The organism is Lysobacter oryzae DSM 21044 (assembly GCF_059568595.1).
Window position 1 is genome coordinate 267262 of the sequence record NZ_JCANTQ010000010.1, and the last position, 15080, is coordinate 282341.

The following is a 15080-nucleotide window of genomic DNA, read 5'->3' on the forward strand; positions in this document are numbered from 1 at the left end:
TTCACTTCGCTTCTCCAAATCCGTGGGCCGCGATCTGCTGCGCGGCATGGCCGATGTCGCCGGCGCCCATCATCAGCAGCAGGTCGCCATCGTTGAGGACGTCAGGCAGCACGGTCGCCAGGTCGGCAGCGCCGCTGACCACGATCGGATCGATCCGGCCGCGGGTGCGGATGGCGCGCGCGAGCGACTTGGCGTCGGCGCCGGCGATCGGTGCCTCGCCTGCCGGGTACACCTCGGTCAGCACCAGCGTGTCGACCGTCGATAGGACCGCGGCGAACTCGTCGAACAGATCGCGGGTGCGGCTGTAGCGGTGCGGCTGGAACGCGACCACCAGGCGGCGATCCGGCCAACCGCCGCGCGCGGCGGCGAACACCGCTTCCAGTTCCTTGGGATGGTGGCCGTAGTCGTCGACCAGTTGCACCGTCGCGCCCTTCGCCGTGGTGGGCTGCGCCAGCAGGTTGAAACGGCGGCCGATGCCGGCGAACTTCTGCAGCGCGCGCGCGATCGCATCGCTGCCGATCCCCAGCTGCCAGGCCACTGCGGCGGCGGCTAGCGAGTTCTGCACGTTGTGGCGGCCGGGCAGCGCGAGTTCCACGAGGGTGCGCGAGCCGTCCGGCAGGCACAGCGTGTAGCGCATCGCGCCGCCGTGCTGGGTCACTTCTTCCGCGCGCACGTCGGCGTGGTCGGCGAAGCCGTAGGTCATTACGTGGCGCGTGGTGTTGGTCGCGAGCGCGGCGACTTCGGGGTCATCGATGCACAGCACCGCCAGTCCATAGAACGGCAGGTGGTGCAGGAATTCGTCGAACGCGGCCTTTACCTTGGCGAAGTCGCCACCGTAGTTCTCCAGGTGGTCGGCGTCGATGTTGGTGACGATGGCGATCTGCGGGTTCAGTCGCAGGAAGCTGCCGTCGCTCTCGTCGGCCTCGGCCACCAGCCAGTCGCCCTTGCCCAGCCGCGCGTTGGCGCCGGCGGCGAGCAGCTTGCCGCCGATCACGAAGGTCGGGTCGATGCCACCCTCGCCCAGCACGCTGGCCAGCAACGAGGTGGTGGTGGTCTTGCCATGCGTGCCCGCGACCGCGATGCCGCGCTTGAAGCGCATCAACTCGGCCAGCATCTCGGCGCGCGGCACGATCGGGATGCGCTGGGCGCGGGCCTCCATCAGCTCGGGGTTGTCGGCCTTGATCGCCGAGGACACCACGATGCAGTCGGCGCCGAGCACATTGGCGGCGACGTGGCCGCGCATGACGTTGATGCCGAGCGAGGCCAGGCGGCGCGTCACCGCGTTGTCGGCCATGTCCGAACCCGACACCTGGTAGCCGAGCGTGCACAGCACCTCGGCAATGCCGCTCATGCCCACGCCGCCGATGCCGACGAAGTGGACGCGCGCGCCGGCGCCGCCACTGGCGATCAGGTCCCCGGCGTGCTGCATGCGGTGGCGGGCTTGGGGAGTCATGCGCGGTTCTCTCGGGAATGTTCTTGGTTCGATTGTTCGAGCACGATCGTCGCGACGCGCTCGGCGGCATCGGGCCGGGCCAGGGCGCGGGCGGCCTTCGCCATCGGCAGCAGCAGCTCGCGCTCGCCCAGGATTTCCAGGGTTGCCGACAGGCGCTGCGCGAGCTCGTCGACGTCGCTGCCCTGCGGCAGCAGTTGCGCGGCGTTGCGTTCGACCAGGAACTGCGCGTTCTTGGTCTGGTGGTCGTCCACCGCCTGCGGGAACGGCACCAGCACGCTGCCCACGCCGACCGCGCACAGCTCGGCGAGCGTGAGTGCACCGGCGCGGCAGATCACGATGTCGGCCCAGGCATACGCCGATGCCATGTCGGCGATGAAGGGCTCGACCGAGGCCTCGACGCTTGCGTCGGCGTAGGCACGCACCGCGTCCTCGCGCATGCGCTCGCCGCACTGGTGGCGCACTTCGAAGCGCAGGCCGCGCGGCAAGGCGGCGATGGCCTTGGGCACGGCCGCGTTGAGCGCGCGGGCGCCCTGGCTGCCGCCCAGCACGAGCAGGCGCAGCGGGCCTTCGCGGCCGGCGAAACGCTGTTCCGGCGGCGGCACCGCGGCGATCTCGGCGCGCACGGGATTGCCGACCACGTCCTCGTTGGCGAACGTCTGCGGAAAGCCGGTGAGCACACGCTTGGCGAACCGGGCCAGCACGCGGTTGGTCATGCCCGGCGCGCGGTTCTGCTCGTGCACGATCAACGGGATGCCGGCAAGCCTGGCGGCCAGGCCGCCGGGACCGGCGGCGAAGCCGCCGAAGCTCACCACCGCGCGCGGCTGGCGCTGGCGCAGGGTCTGGCGCGCGGCATTCACCGCAGCGAGCAGCTTGAAGGGCGCCGCGAGCAGCGTCGCCACGCCCTTGCCGCGCACGCCCCGCACCGCGATGGTGTCGATTGGGATGTCGTGCTGCGGGACCAGGCGTGTTTCCATGCCGCCTTCGCTTCCCAGCCACAGCACCGGCACGTCGCGCGCGCGCAGGGCCTTGGCCACCGCGAGGCCAGGGAAGATGTGTCCGCCGGTGCCGCCGGCGAGGATCATCACCGGATGCAGGTCGGAGTCGGTGGCGGCGGTCGTCATGTTCATGCCGTCCTCCCGAAAGCCCGGTCGAGCACCGGCTCCACGCGCTGGCGCAGGCGGCTGGTGCCGCGCGCTTCGGCGGCGAGCCCCGGCAATGGCTGCGCAGTGGCGGGCATCGCCGCGGTCGGCATCGCGGCCTCGCCGCGCAGGCGCGCGACCTGGCGCTGCGCGCGATCCAGTTCGAACGACACCCGCAGCAGCACGCCCAGCGCCGCACAGGTGAGCAGCACGCTGGAACCGCCCGAGGAAATCAGGGGCAGGGTCAGGCCCTTGGTCGGCAGCAGGCCGAGGTTCACGCCGATCGAGACGAAGCTTTGCAGCGACATCCACAGGGCGATGCCGAAGGCGACGTAGCCGGCGAAATGGCGGCGCATCTCCACGCACTTCAGCCCGATCCAGAAGGCGCGGCCGGCGAGCCCGGCGTACAGCGCGATGATCGCGAACACGCCGACGAAACCGAGTTCCTCGGCGATGACCGCCAGGATGAAGTCGGTATGCGCTTCCGGTAGGTACGACAGCTTCTGCACCGAGGCGCCCAGGCCGACGCCGAACCATTCACCGCGGCCGACCGCCATCAAGGCGTTGGTGAGCTGGTAGCCGCTGCCGAACGGATCCGCCCACGGGTCGCGGTACGACACCAGCCGCTGCACCCGGTACGGCTCCATCAGGATCATCAGCGCCAGCATCGGCAGCACGCACAGCACCGGCAGCAGCATGCGCGGCAGGTTGGCGCCACCGAGCACCAGCATGCCGGCGGTGATCGCGAGCAGCAGCGCCGACGAACCGAAGTCCTTGTGGATCACCAGCAGGATGCCGACCAGCAGGCCGGCCACCGCTAGCACCTTGAACATGGCGCGCCAGGTCGCGCTCACCTCGTCGCGGAAGCGCGCCAGGTAGCTCGACAGCCAGACGATCAGCATGAGCTTGACCGCTTCCACCGGCTGGAACGTCAGCACGCCCAGGTTGAGCCAGCGCCGCGCGCCCTTGGCGGTTACGCCGATGCCCGGAACCACGACCAGCAACAGCAGCACGAGCGCCACCAGCGGCAACCACTGACTGTGCTGCTCCACGGTCTTCATCTCCGTGCGCATCGCGGCGCACGCAAGACCGACGCCGAAGCCGAGGAACACCAAGTGGCGGATCAGGTAGTGGAACGGACCGGCATCGCGGCCTTCCGCGATCGCGATCGAGGCAGAACCGACCATCACCACGCCCAGGCACGCGAGCACGCAGGCGATACCGAGCAGCCACGGATCGTAGCGGCCGCCGATTTCGTCGAGTCGTGTTGCCTGGCGCGAGAGGTCGTTCATCAACGTACCTTCAGCGTGGCGAGGCCGATCAGGACCAGGATCACCGAGATGATCCAGAACCGCACGATCACGCGCGGCTCCGGCCAGCCCTTCAGCTCGAAATGATGGTGGATCGGCGCCATGCGGAACACGCGCTTGCCGGTGAGCTTGAACGAGGCGACCTGGATCATCACCGAGAGCGTCTCGATGACGAAGATGCCGCCCATGATCACCAGCACCAGCTCTTGGCGCACGATCACCGCGATGCTGCCGAGCACGGCGCCCAGCGCCAGCGCGCCGATGTCACCCATGAACACCATCGCCGGGTAGGTGTTGAACCACAGGAAGCCCAGCCCCGCGCCGGCGATCGCGGCGCATATGATCACCAGCTCGCCGGCGCCCGGCACCTGCGGGATCTGCAAGTACTCGGAGAACACCGCGTTGCCCGAGGCGTAGGCGAACACGCCCAGTGCGCAGGCAACCAGCACGGTCGGCATGATCGCCAAACCGTCGAGTCCGTCGGTCAGGTTCACCGCGTTGGAGAAGCCGACGATCCACAGGTAGACGATGGCGATGAAGAAGACGGTGCCGCCGATGCCCACGAGCGGCAACGCCACGTTCTTGAAGAACGGGATGTACAGCGTGGTCGCCGACTGCACGTCGGCGGTGTAGTACAGGAACAGACCGGCGCCCAGGCCGATCACCGATTGCAGGAAGTACTTGGTGCGCGAACGCATGCCGTTCGGGTCGCGCTTGACGATCTTGATCCAGTCGTCCCACCAGCCGATCGCGCCGCAGGCGACCATCACCGCCAGCACCAGCCACACGTAGCGGTTGCGCAGGTCGCCCCACAGCAGCACCGAGGCGAGGATGGTGAGCAGGATCAGCGCACCGCCCATGGTCGGCGTGCCGGCCTTGGAGAAGTGGGACTGCGGGCCTTCCTTGCGGATTGGTTGCCCACCCTTGAGCTGGGCGAGGCGGCGGATCACCGCCGGGCCCCACCACAACGACAGGAACAGCGCCGTCAGCGCGGCGAGGATGCCGCGGAAGGTGAGGTAGCCGAACAGCCCGAACAGGCTTTGCAGTTGTTCGAGCCAGCGGAACAGTTCAAGAAGCATGCGTCGAGCCCTCCCCGGCCGCCATGTCGGACGCGATCAGCGCCTTCACGATCTTGTCCATCGCGCTGCCGCGCGAACCTTTCACCAGCACGCGCACGCCGTCGCGCAGTTCCTTGCGCAGGGCGGCGATCAACGCGTCGTGGTTGTCGTACGCGGCAGCGCCTTCGCCGAAGGCCTGGCCGGCGGCGGCGCTGAGTTCGCCCAGCGTGTACAGGCGGCGGATGCCGGCGGCCTTGGCGCGACGCCCCATTTCCGCGTGCATCTGCTGGGCGTCGGCACCCAGTTCACGCATGTCGCCCAGCACCAGCCAGCCTTCGCCACCGCGGCTGGATTCGGCGAGGGTGTCGATGGCGGCGGCGAGCGATCCGGGATTCGCGTTGTAGCTGTCGTCGATCACGACCGCACCGTTACCCAGGCGGTTGGCGATCAGGCGGCCCGCGACGGGCTCGGCGGCATTGAGGCCGGCGGCGACGATATCGAGCGCCACGCCCAGGCCCAGCGCGATCGAGGCCGCGGCCAGCGCGTTGCGGATGTTGTGGCGCCCGGGCATGGCCAGGTCGACCGCGGCTTCGCCCTGCGGGGTCACCAGGACGAAGCGCGAACCGCCATCGGTTGGCGTGATCCCGCGCGCGGTGATGTCGGCCGTTGCATCCAGGCCGAAGCGGATCAGGCGATGGCCATGCGAGCGCTCGGCGAAGAACGGGGCGAACGCCTCGTCGGCATTGATCACGGCGACGCCGTCTTCCGGCAGAGCGTCGTAGATCGCGCCCTTGGTATCGGCGACGCCGAGCAGGCTGCCCATGCGTTCCAGATGCGCCGGAGCGATGTTGTTGACGATCGCCACGTCGGGTCGTGCGATCGCGGTGAGATAGGCGATGTCGCCCGGCTTGCCGGCACCCATTTCGTAGATGGCGAACTCTGCATCCTCGGGGGCTTCCAGCACCGCCAGGGGCAGCCCGATCTCGTTGTTGCGGTTGCCAGGATTGGCGTAGGCGCGGCCGGCACGCGACAGGATCGCCAGCACCAGTGTCTTCACGCTGGTCTTGCCGTTGCTGCCGGTGATGCCAACGACCTTGACCTGGCCACGCTCGCGCTGCACCGCCGCGGCGAAGTCGGCCAGCGCGCGCTCGGTGTCGGCGACGACGACCTGCGGCAGCGCGCCGCTGGCGGTCGACGCATCGATCACCCGCGACACCAAGGCCGCGGCCACGCCGGCCTGGGCGGCGGCGCCGACGTGGTCGTGGCCATCGAAGCGTTCGCCCTTGAGCGCGATGAACAGGGTGCGGCCGCCAACCAGCAGCGCCCGCGTATCGGTGGCCAGCGCGTCGATGACCACGTCCTCGCCATGCAGGCGGCCGCCGGTCATGCGCGCGATGTCGGAGAGCCGCAGCGGCTTCATGCGCGCGCCTCCAGTTCTTTCCGGGCGACTTCGGTGTCGTCGAAGGGATGCTGCACGCCGTTGATTTCCTGGTACGGCTCATGGCCCTTGCCGGCGATGAGCACGATGTCGTTCGGGCCGGCCTCGCCGATGGCGCGCGCGATCGCGGCGGCGCGGTCGCGCTGCACGATCGCCGCGGTGGCGTTGGCGAAGCCGGCGAGGATGTCGGTGACGATCTGGTCGCCGTCTTCGCCGCGCGGGTTGTCGTCGGTGACGATCACGCGGTCGGCGTTGGCTTCCGCGATCGCGGCCATCTGCGGCCGCTTGCCGCGGTCGCGTTCGCCGCCGCACCCGAACACGCAGACCAGGCGCGCCTGCGCATGCGCGCGCAGCGACTTCAGCGCCTGTTCCAGTGCATCGGGCGTGTGCGCGTAATCGATGACGACCAGCGGCGCGGCGCCGTCGCCGCCGAGGCGGTTCATGCGGCCGTGGATCGGCTGCAGGCGCGACAGGGTTGCGGCGATCTCCGCCGGCGATTCACCCAGCGCGTGCAACGCACCGGCCACGGCCAGCAGGTTGTCGACGTTGAAGCGGCCCAACAGCGGCGAGCGTACCGGGTGCGATTCGGTCGCCGCGACCAGATCGAAGGAAATACCGGCGCTGTCCAGCCGCAGCGAGTCGGCGCGCAGGGTGGCGCCCGCCGCATCGCGCGAGCTCAGGCCGATCGCCCGGACGGTCGCAGGCAGGCGCGCGTACAGGTCGCGGCCGTATTCGTCGTCGAGGTTGATCGCTGCCGCCTTCAGTCCCGGCCACGTGAACAGGCGCGCCTTGGCCGCGCCATAGCTGTCCATGTCGCCGTGGTAGTCGAGGTGGTCGCGGGTGAGGTTGGTGAACACCCCGACGTCGAAATGCACGCCGTCCACGCGGCCCTGGTCGAGCGCGTGCGAGCTGACTTCCATCGCCACGGCCTGCGCACCGGCATCGTGCATGCGTGCAAGCAGGTCGTGCAGCTTCAGCACCAGCGGCGTCGTGAAGCCGGTCGGCGTGATCTGGCCGTAAAGGCCCGCGCCGAGAGTGCCCACCGTGCCGCTGCGGATGCCGCGCAGGGTCCAGGCCTGGGCAAGCAACTGCACGGTGGAAGTCTTGCCGTTGGTGCCGGTCACGCCAACCACGGTCATCGCATGGGTGACGCCGCCGTGGAAACGGTCGGCCAGATCGCCCAGGCGCGCGCGCAGGTTCGGCACCGCGATCGCGTCGGCCGGCGCAGGCATGTCCACGGGTGCCGGCGCTTCGAACAGGATCGCGCTCGCGCCCGCGGCCCGCGCCTGCTCGACGAACTTCAGGCCATGCGCACCGAAGCCGGCGATGGCGACGAAGGCAGCGCCCGGCGCCACCTCGCGGCTATCCATCACCAGGCCGCTGATGCGCAGATCGCCGGGGATGCCGGCGACGTCGGGCAGCAGTTCACGCAGGAGCATGCTGCGGCTCATTGCGCGCCTCCGTTCACCGGAACCGGCAAGGTTGCATCCGCCAGCGCCGCCGCCGTCGCATCGGGCAGGACCGGTCCTTCTTCGCCGCGCAGTTCGTTGGCGTGCTGCGCCTGGTTCTGCGCCGCGATCCAGGTGTCGATGTCGTCGGGCGGCACGTCCATCAGGCGCAGCGCGCCGTCCATGACGTTGCGGAACACGGGCGCCGACACCAGGCCGCCGAAGTAGCCGCGCTCGGGATCCGGATCGTTGATCACCACGACCATCGAGAAGCGCGGGTTCTGCACCGGCACGACGCCGGCGAAGTACGACAGGTAGCGGCGCGTGTAGCCGCCGGTCTCGCTGAACTTGCGCGCCGTGCCGGTCTTGCCGGCGACGTGATAGCCGAGGATCGCGGCCTGCGTCGCGGTGCCGCCGGTCTCGGTCACCGTCTGCATCATCTTCATCACTTCGTGCGCGATCTGCGGGTCGAGCACCTGCCTGGGCTCGTGGCGCTCGCCCTTCACGAAAGTCGGCGTGATCAGCTTGCCCCCGTTGCCGAGCGATGCGTACACCATCGCGATCTGCAGCGGCGTGGCCGACATGCCATAGCCATACGACATCGTGGCCTTGGTGGTGCCGCTCCAGCGCGCTGGCGGCGCCAGCACGCCGGCGGATTCGCCGGGGAAGCCACTGCCCGGCTTCTGGCCGTAACCGAACTGGCGCACGAAGTCGTAGAAGTACTGGTCGTTCATCCGCGCGGCGAGCTTGGCCGCGCCGATATTGGAGCTCTTGGTGATGATCCCGGTGATCGTCTGCACGCCGTAGTTGTTGTGGTCGCGTACTGTGTACTTGCGATCCAGCTGCATGTAGCCCGGATTGAGGTCGATCCGCGTGTCGGGCGTGACCAGCCGCGCGTTGAGCGCGGCGGCGACCGTGATCGGCTTCATCGTCGAACCCGGCTCGAACACGTCGGTCACCGCGCGGTTGCGGTGCGTGTCCATCGTGCCCATCGCCGCGGCGTTCGGGTTGTAGCTGGGCAGGTTGACCATGGCGAGTACTTCGCCGCTGGCGATGTCGAGGATCACCGCCGAGCCGCTGGTCGCTCCGGTTTTGACCAACTGGTTGCGCAGTTCGCGGTAAGCGAGGAACTGGATGCGGCGGTCGATGGTGAGGGTCAGGTCCTGGCCTGGCTGGGCAGCCTCGATCAGGTCCACGCTCTCGACGATGCGTCCCTGCCCGTCGCGGATGACGCGCTTGGAGCCGGGCGTGCCGCTGAGGATGTGGTCGAAGGACAGCTCAAGCCCTTCCTGGCCGCGGTCGTCGACGTTGGTGAAGCCCAGCACGTGCGCCATCGCCTCCCCTTGCGGGTAGAAGCGGCGGAATTCGCGCTGCGAGAACACCCCCGGGATGTTGTGCGCAAGGATGCGCCGCGACTGCTCGGGGCTGATGCGGCGCTTGAGGTACAGGAATTCCTTGCCCGATCGCTGCGTGAGCTTGCGCGTGAGCACGTCTGCCGGCACGCCCAGCGCGGCGGCGAGCTCGGGGATGCGCTGCGGATTTTCCAGCAACTCCTTGGGATTGCCCCATACCGACTCGACCGGCGTCGACACCGCCAGCGGCTCGCCATTGCGGTCGGTGATCATGCCGCGCGAAGTCGGGATCGGGATCTCGCGCAACGAGCGCGCCTGGCCCTGCTGCAGGTAGAAGTCGTTGCTCACCACCTGCACGTCGAAAGCGCGCACCACGAGCGCCAGCGAACCCAGCCCGAGCGCGCCGGCGACGATCAGCAGGCGCTTGCGCAGGTCGAGCCCGCCACGCTGGTTGCGCGCACGCGCCCCGCCGCCTGCCGACGGCTGGGCGGCGATGCGGGCCCGCAGCGCGTCGGCAACCTTGCCGACGAGATGCTGGCGGCGTTCGTTGGGAAAACCGCGGTCGTTGCGCGCGCTCATGGACGGATCACCACGGTCTCGGCGCCTTCGGGAAATTTCATGCCAAGCCGGTCGCGCGCCACCTGGTCGATGCGGTTGCTCTCGGCCCAGGTCGCCTGCTCCAGTTGCAGGCGGCCGAATTCGATATTGAGCTCGTCACGGGCTTTTTCCAGCCGCGTCGCCTGCACGAAGAGCTGGCGGTGCTGGTGGCGCGCCAGAACCACGGCCAGCGCGGTAGCGACGTTCGCCACGATCAGGACGGTAAGCAGCAGGCGCCAGGTCATGCCGCCTCCGCGAGCTTTTCGGCCACGCGCAGCACGGCGCTGCGGGCGCGCGGATTGCTGGCCGTTTCGGCGGCATCCGCCTTCTGCGCCTCGCCGATCATCTTCAGCGTCGGCGTGAAGGCGACTTCGACCGGCATGCGGCGATTGGCGGGCGGCGCCTTGGCGTGGCGGGCGATGAACTGCTTGACGATGCGGTCTTCCAGCGAGTGGAAGCTGATAACGGCCAGGCGCCCGCCCGGCTTGAGGCGCGCCAGCGCGGCATCCAGGCCGTCTTCGAGGTCGGCCAGCTCGCGATTGATGAAGATGCGGATGGCCTGGAAGCTGCGGGTCGCCGGATGGATCTTCTGGTCGCCGCGCGGCACCACCGACGCGATCAGGTCCGCCAGCTGCGCGGTACGCACCAGCGGCTGCTCGCCGCGGCGGGCCACGATGGCGCGCGCGATCCGCCGGCTCTGGCGTTCCTCGCCGTAGGTCCACAGGACATCGGCGATCTCCTTCTCCCCTGCCGTAGCCAGCCACTGCGCGGCGCTTTGGCCGGCATCGGGGTCCATGCGCATGTCCAGCGGGCCGTCCTTGCCGAAACTGAAGCCGCGTTCGGCGACGTCCAGCTGCGGCGACGACACGCCCAGGTCCAGCAACACGCCATCGAGCCCACCGGCAGTAGCGTCCCAGCCCGCAAGCTGGGCGAAGCTGCCGCGGAAGATCGCCACGCGCGCGTCGGCGCCGAACTCGCGTTCGGCAACGGCGATCGCTTCGGGATCCTTGTCCATGACCAGCAGCCGGCCTCCGGGGCCCAGTTGTTGCAACACGCCGCGCGCGTGACCGCCGCGCCCGAACGTGCCATCGAGATACGTTCCTTCCGCTTTGACCTGCAGGGCTTCCAGGCACTGCCGGTACATCACGGGAAGGTGGCCGGACGCCGCTTCGCGTCCGCTGCCACCCGCCGTCACAGCTGCAGCTCGAGCAGCTCCTCGCTCAGATCCTCGTCGGACACCGTCTGACGGATCTGCGCGTGGTGCGCTTGCTCGCTCCACAACTCGAACTTGTCGCCCATGCCGAGCAGAACGGCCTTCTTCTCGATGCCGACCGCCGCGCGATGGCTGGCGGGAATGCTGATGCGGCCGTTGCCGTCGAGTTCCACGAACTCGGCGGCGCCGACCAGCTTCAGCTGCATCGAGCGGTTGACCTTCTTCGCCTTCGGCAGGGCATTGACCTGGTCGCGCACGCGCTCCCAGACCGACAGCGGGTATAGCCAGAGGGAACCGGATTCGAAGGGGTTGTAGGTGATGACCAGGCGGTTGCCGCACGCGCGCGCGACCAGGTCGCGGTAGGCGGTGGGCACCGCCAGCCGGCCCTTGTCGTCGATCGTGATGGCGGTTTCGCCTTGGAACATTCGCCTGCCTGCCACGTTTTCCGCCTCTTACCGGGCGGTTTAGGGGTCACCTTCGTTGGAAAAACCACAAAAAACCCGGTTTTCCCTCTGATGCCCACCTTAGCACCGGCCAATGGCTTGTCAACGCTTTTGTGGAGGCAATTTCACTTTGCGGATCAAAGGCTTGCGACGAACTTCATAGTCTTGATCAACAGTTCTTCCCTAAGCCTTGTTTAGTCTCATTTTTTGAGACTGGCGGCCCGCCCGGACGGTCGGTTCGAAGGTGGAGTGCGCAGCCAGTGCCGCATGCTGCGCCGCAGCAAATGGAGGCCCAAGGCTTCGGCTCGACGCTTCGCGCGTGTCAATTGCGGACGAGCGGCTGCCCCGTTCACCCTCCGCGCGCTTTTCCGCGAGCGGACTACCGAAGGCGCGATGCGCCTGTGGGCAGGGGTCCTCCAGGCCGATGCCAACGGCGATGCCCGGCGGCTCGCGGGATCGAAGCCAAGGCCGGGCGCGGTTTTCGAGGCCCGGCCCGATTGTCGGTGCGCTTCCCAGCGCGCGAGCGTGTCTTGAAAAAAGGCGGAGCCGGCCTGTAAGCCGGGTTCTGTCGTGGACAGTCATTCCTCTAGGCGCATCGTCGCCGATACGCTCAAGCAACCTACCCGGAGACACCGCGGGCCGCGGCATTGCCTCCCTATTTGGTCTTGCTCCCGGTGGGGTTTGCCGTGCCGGTCCGTTACCGGACTCGCGGTGCGCTCTTACCGCACCATTTCACCCTTGCCTGATCTCCGAAGAGCCATCGGCGGTATCTTTCTGTTGCACTTTCCGTCGGCTCGCGCCGCCCAGGCGTTACCTGGCACCGTGCCCTGTGGAGCCCGGACTTTCCTCGGCATGCTTGCGCATGACGCGACTGCCCGGCCGACTCCGCCGCGCGCATTGTCGCACGCACAACGCGACGCGGCTTATTCGCCGCCGTAGAGCGCCTTGCGGGGCGCGCCGCTCAGCTCGGCGGCGAGCTTGGCCGCCTGCGAGGGCTTGAGGTATTCGCTGAGTCTTGCGTACAAGCGCTGGCCCTCGGCGATCTTTGCATCGGCATCCTCGCCTGCACCCTCCACGATCACCACGAATTCGCCCTTGCGCTGGTCGGCGTCGGCGGCGACGCGCGCCTGCAGTTCCGCGAGCGGGCCATCGAGGATGGTCTCGAACAGCTTGGTGAGTTCGCGCGCGATCACCGCGCGCCGCGTCGGGCCAAAGGCCGCCGCCATGTCGCTGAGTGCTTCCTCGATGCGGTGCGCCGATTCGTAGAACATCACCGTGCGCGTCTCGCCCGCCAGCCGGGCCAGGCGTTCGCGCCGCGCCGAGGCCTTGGCCGGAAGGAAGCCTTCGAACACGAAGCGGTCGCTGGGCAATCCCGCCACGCTCAACGCCGCAATCGCCGCGCACGCGCCGGGTACCGGGGAGACACGGATGCCCGCCGCACGCGCCGCGCTGACCAGTCGGAAGCCCGGATCGCTGACCAGCGGCGTGCCCGCGTCGGACACCAGTGCCAGCGAATCGCCGGCCAGCAGGCGTGCCACCAGTTGCGCGGCCTGCGCGTCCTCGTTGTGCTGGTGCAGCGCCAGCAGCGGCCGCTCGAGGCCGAAGTGGGACAGCAGGTGGCGCGTGTGCCGGGTGTCCTCCGCGCAGATCGCCGCCACGCTGCGCAGCGTCTGCTGTGCGCGCGGCGAAAGGTCGCCAAGGTTGCCGATCGGAGTGGCGACGACGTGGAGGGTGCCGGGAGTCTGCATCGTGAGGGAATCAGCGGGACGGTTAGAATCCTACCCGGTCCCCCAAGGAATCCCGCGCCGATGAGCCTGTCGAAGTCCTCGCCCGCCAGCCAACGCTCGTTCGCACGAGTGCTCATTGCGATGCTGCTGCTACTGCTGGCCGGTTGCGCCTCGGTACCGACCGGCGGCGCGCCCGCGAGTCGCGGCCCGCGCAGCGAAGCCATGGTGCAGGCCGAGGCGCTGGCGCGGCAGGCGGTGTCCCAGGCCGGCGCGGAACGCGTGCAGACCGAGAAGCAGATCGAGACGCTGCTGGCCGCGCTCGACAACGCCAGCCTGCAACGCGAGGCCGCCTCGCTGGCTGTCGGCGATCCCCTGTACAACTACGCCGGTCGCGCCCTGCTGCGCCGCGGGCTGCCGCTGCCGCGCCCGTTCGATCGCAGCGCGTGGAAGTTCAACGCCGGCAATCGACCGCCGGCCGAACGTGACGGCTACCGCCCTCCGGTGAAGCTGGCCGTGCTGCTGCCGCTGTCGGGCAGCCTCGCGACCGCCGCCGCGCCGGTGCGCGACGGCTTCCTCACCGGGTACTACGGCGAGACGCGCCGTCGCCCCGAAGTCAACTTCTACGACACGTCCACCGGCGCCGCCGAGGCGTACGACCGCGCCGTGACCGAGGGCAACGATTTCGTCGTGGGACCGCTCAGCCGCGACGACGTCGGCGCGCTGTTCAATCGCGGCACCCTGCCGGTGCCGCTGCTGGCGCTCAATCGCACGACGGCCCCGCCGCCGGCGGGCAATGCGAGTTTCTCGCTGTCGCCCGAAGACGAAGGGATCGCCGCCGCGGAATTCCTGCTCGATCGCGGCGCTCGCCGCGTCCTGGTGATCGGCGCCGAGGACCGCGCCGTCGCGGCGCTACGCGAACGCCTCGGCGAGCGCGGCGGCAAGGTCACCGACGTCGTCGGCGAAGGCACCGTCGATTTCACACCGTTCGCGGCGAAAGATGGCGGCGTCGACGCGATCTTCCTTGCGATCAAGGGCAGTGCGGCGCGCCAGGTGCTGCCACGCCTGGCCCTGGCCGGCCTCGCCGGCAAGCCGCGCGTGGCGACATCGCAATTGCTGTCGGGCACCGGCAAGCCCGAAGACGATCGCGTGCTCGATGGCATTGCCTTCCCGAGCGAGAGCTGGACCACCCGCGGCGTACGCGGCCTGCCCTCGCCAACCAGCGCCGCGGCCATGCTCCCCAACGCCAAGGGACCGGCTGCGCGCCTGTTCGCGTTCGGCTACGACGCCTGGCTGATCACTGCTTACCTCGAGCACCTGGCGACCTCCGCCGACGGCATCGAGGGCGCCACCGGCGTGCTGCGCATCGACGGCTTCGGCAACGTGCAACGCACGCCGGCGTGGTCCACGTTCAGTGGCGGCGTGTCCGTGCCGCTGGCGGACGCGGCGCGGCGCTAGTCCGCGCCATCCCGGCTTATGGACGAGCCGCTTCCCGACAAGCCGACCGGCGATCGCCGCGCCCTGGGCGCGGCCATCGAAGCCGCCGCGCGCGCGCACCTGGCGCGCTCAGGCCTGCGCGAGGTGGCGACGAATGCGAACTACCGCTTCGGCGAACTCGACCTGGTAATGCTCGATGGCGCCGGCCACGATGCCGCGCTGGTGTTCGTGGAAGTCCGCTACCGCCGCAACTCACGCTTCGGCGGCGGCGCGGCGTCGGTCGACGCCCACAAGCGCCGCCGGATCGTGCGGGCGGCGCAGGCCTTCCTGGCCGCGCATCCGCGCCTGGCCAGCCTCGCCTGCCGCTTCGACGTGATCGAAGCCGACGGCGATCCGGGCGCGCCGCGATTCAACTGGCTGCGCGATGCGTTCCGCGCCGACGACTGCTGAGCGGTCTGCACCGCGGCG

The 15080-nt window shown here is 69.3% G+C and carries 12 protein-coding genes, 1 other RNA gene and 1 pseudogene; 2 read left to right on the forward strand and 12 right to left on the reverse strand.

Translation table 11 applies throughout. The features are described 5' to 3' along the window. Position 1: 1 nt before the first annotated feature. From murC to rsmI, 12 genes are all read right to left on the reverse strand, one after another. Positions 2-1453: a UDP-N-acetylmuramate--L-alanine ligase gene (murC, locus tag BP05_RS07325; protein WP_496361969.1), complete on the reverse strand. Its 1452-nt coding sequence runs from the start codon at positions 1451-1453 to the stop codon at positions 2-4. Continuing rightward, positions 1450-2580: an undecaprenyldiphospho-muramoylpentapeptide beta-N-acetylglucosaminyltransferase gene (murG, locus tag BP05_RS07330; RefSeq protein ID WP_496361971.1), complete on the reverse strand. Its 1131-nt coding sequence runs from the start codon at positions 2578-2580 to the stop codon at positions 1450-1452. Before murG ends, murC begins: the two co-directional genes overlap by 4 nt. Further along, a complete protein-coding gene (ftsW, locus tag BP05_RS07335; protein ID WP_496361973.1) occupies positions 2577-3884 on the reverse strand; it encodes a putative lipid II flippase FtsW in 1308 nt (435 codons plus the stop codon). The genes murG and ftsW overlap by 4 nt, the downstream gene beginning before the upstream one ends. Continuing rightward, the gene (gene mraY / locus BP05_RS07340) at positions 3884-4981 is read right to left on the reverse strand and encodes a phospho-N-acetylmuramoyl-pentapeptide-transferase (RefSeq protein WP_496361975.1); all 1098 of its coding nucleotides are present in this window, start codon (positions 4979-4981) and stop codon (positions 3884-3886) included. Before mraY ends, ftsW begins: the two co-directional genes overlap by 1 nt. Then, positions 4971-6380, reverse strand: coding sequence for a UDP-N-acetylmuramoyl-tripeptide--D-alanyl-D-alanine ligase (locus BP05_RS07345; RefSeq protein WP_496361977.1), 1410 nt, complete (start codon positions 6378-6380; stop codon positions 4971-4973). Before BP05_RS07345 ends, mraY begins: the two co-directional genes overlap by 11 nt. After that, positions 6377-7849, reverse strand: coding sequence for a UDP-N-acetylmuramoyl-L-alanyl-D-glutamate--2,6-diaminopimelate ligase (locus BP05_RS07350; protein WP_496361978.1), 1473 nt, complete (start codon positions 7847-7849; stop codon positions 6377-6379). The genes BP05_RS07345 and BP05_RS07350 overlap by 4 nt, the downstream gene beginning before the upstream one ends. Then, positions 7846-9777, reverse strand: a complete 1932-nt coding sequence (locus tag BP05_RS07355; protein WP_496361979.1) for a peptidoglycan D,D-transpeptidase FtsI family protein — start codon at positions 9775-9777, stop codon at positions 7846-7848. The genes BP05_RS07350 and BP05_RS07355 overlap by 4 nt, the downstream gene beginning before the upstream one ends. Next, the gene (ftsL, locus tag BP05_RS07360) at positions 9774-10040 is read right to left on the reverse strand and encodes a cell division protein FtsL (protein WP_496361981.1); all 267 of its coding nucleotides are present in this window, start codon (positions 10038-10040) and stop codon (positions 9774-9776) included. Before ftsL ends, BP05_RS07355 begins: the two co-directional genes overlap by 4 nt. Next, a complete protein-coding gene (gene rsmH / locus BP05_RS07365; RefSeq protein WP_496361983.1) occupies positions 10037-10990 on the reverse strand; it encodes a 16S rRNA (cytosine(1402)-N(4))-methyltransferase RsmH in 954 nt (317 codons plus the stop codon). The genes ftsL and rsmH overlap by 4 nt, the downstream gene beginning before the upstream one ends. Further along, positions 10987-11433: a division/cell wall cluster transcriptional repressor MraZ gene (gene mraZ, locus BP05_RS07370; protein WP_496361985.1), complete on the reverse strand. Its 447-nt coding sequence runs from the start codon at positions 11431-11433 to the stop codon at positions 10987-10989. Before mraZ ends, rsmH begins: the two co-directional genes overlap by 4 nt. A gap of 556 nt (positions 11434-11989) precedes the next feature. Continuing rightward, positions 11990-12338: RNase P RNA component class A (rnpB, locus tag BP05_RS07375), an RNA gene on the reverse strand. A 36-nt stretch (positions 12339-12374) separates the two neighbouring features. Then, positions 12375-13199, reverse strand: coding sequence for a 16S rRNA (cytidine(1402)-2'-O)-methyltransferase (gene rsmI, locus BP05_RS07380; protein ID WP_496361987.1), 825 nt, complete (start codon positions 13197-13199; stop codon positions 12375-12377). 222 nt (positions 13200-13421) lie between these two features. Between rsmI and BP05_RS07385 the strand changes: the two are divergent. Next, positions 13422-14633: pseudogene (locus tag BP05_RS07385) on the forward strand (penicillin-binding protein activator); the annotation flags it as partial. 18 nt (positions 14634-14651) lie between these two features. Then, positions 14652-15062 (forward strand): YraN family protein, encoded by a 411-nt coding sequence (locus BP05_RS07390; protein ID WP_496361989.1) that lies wholly within the window; start codon positions 14652-14654, stop codon positions 15060-15062. The last annotated feature ends 18 nt before the right edge of the window (positions 15063-15080 follow it).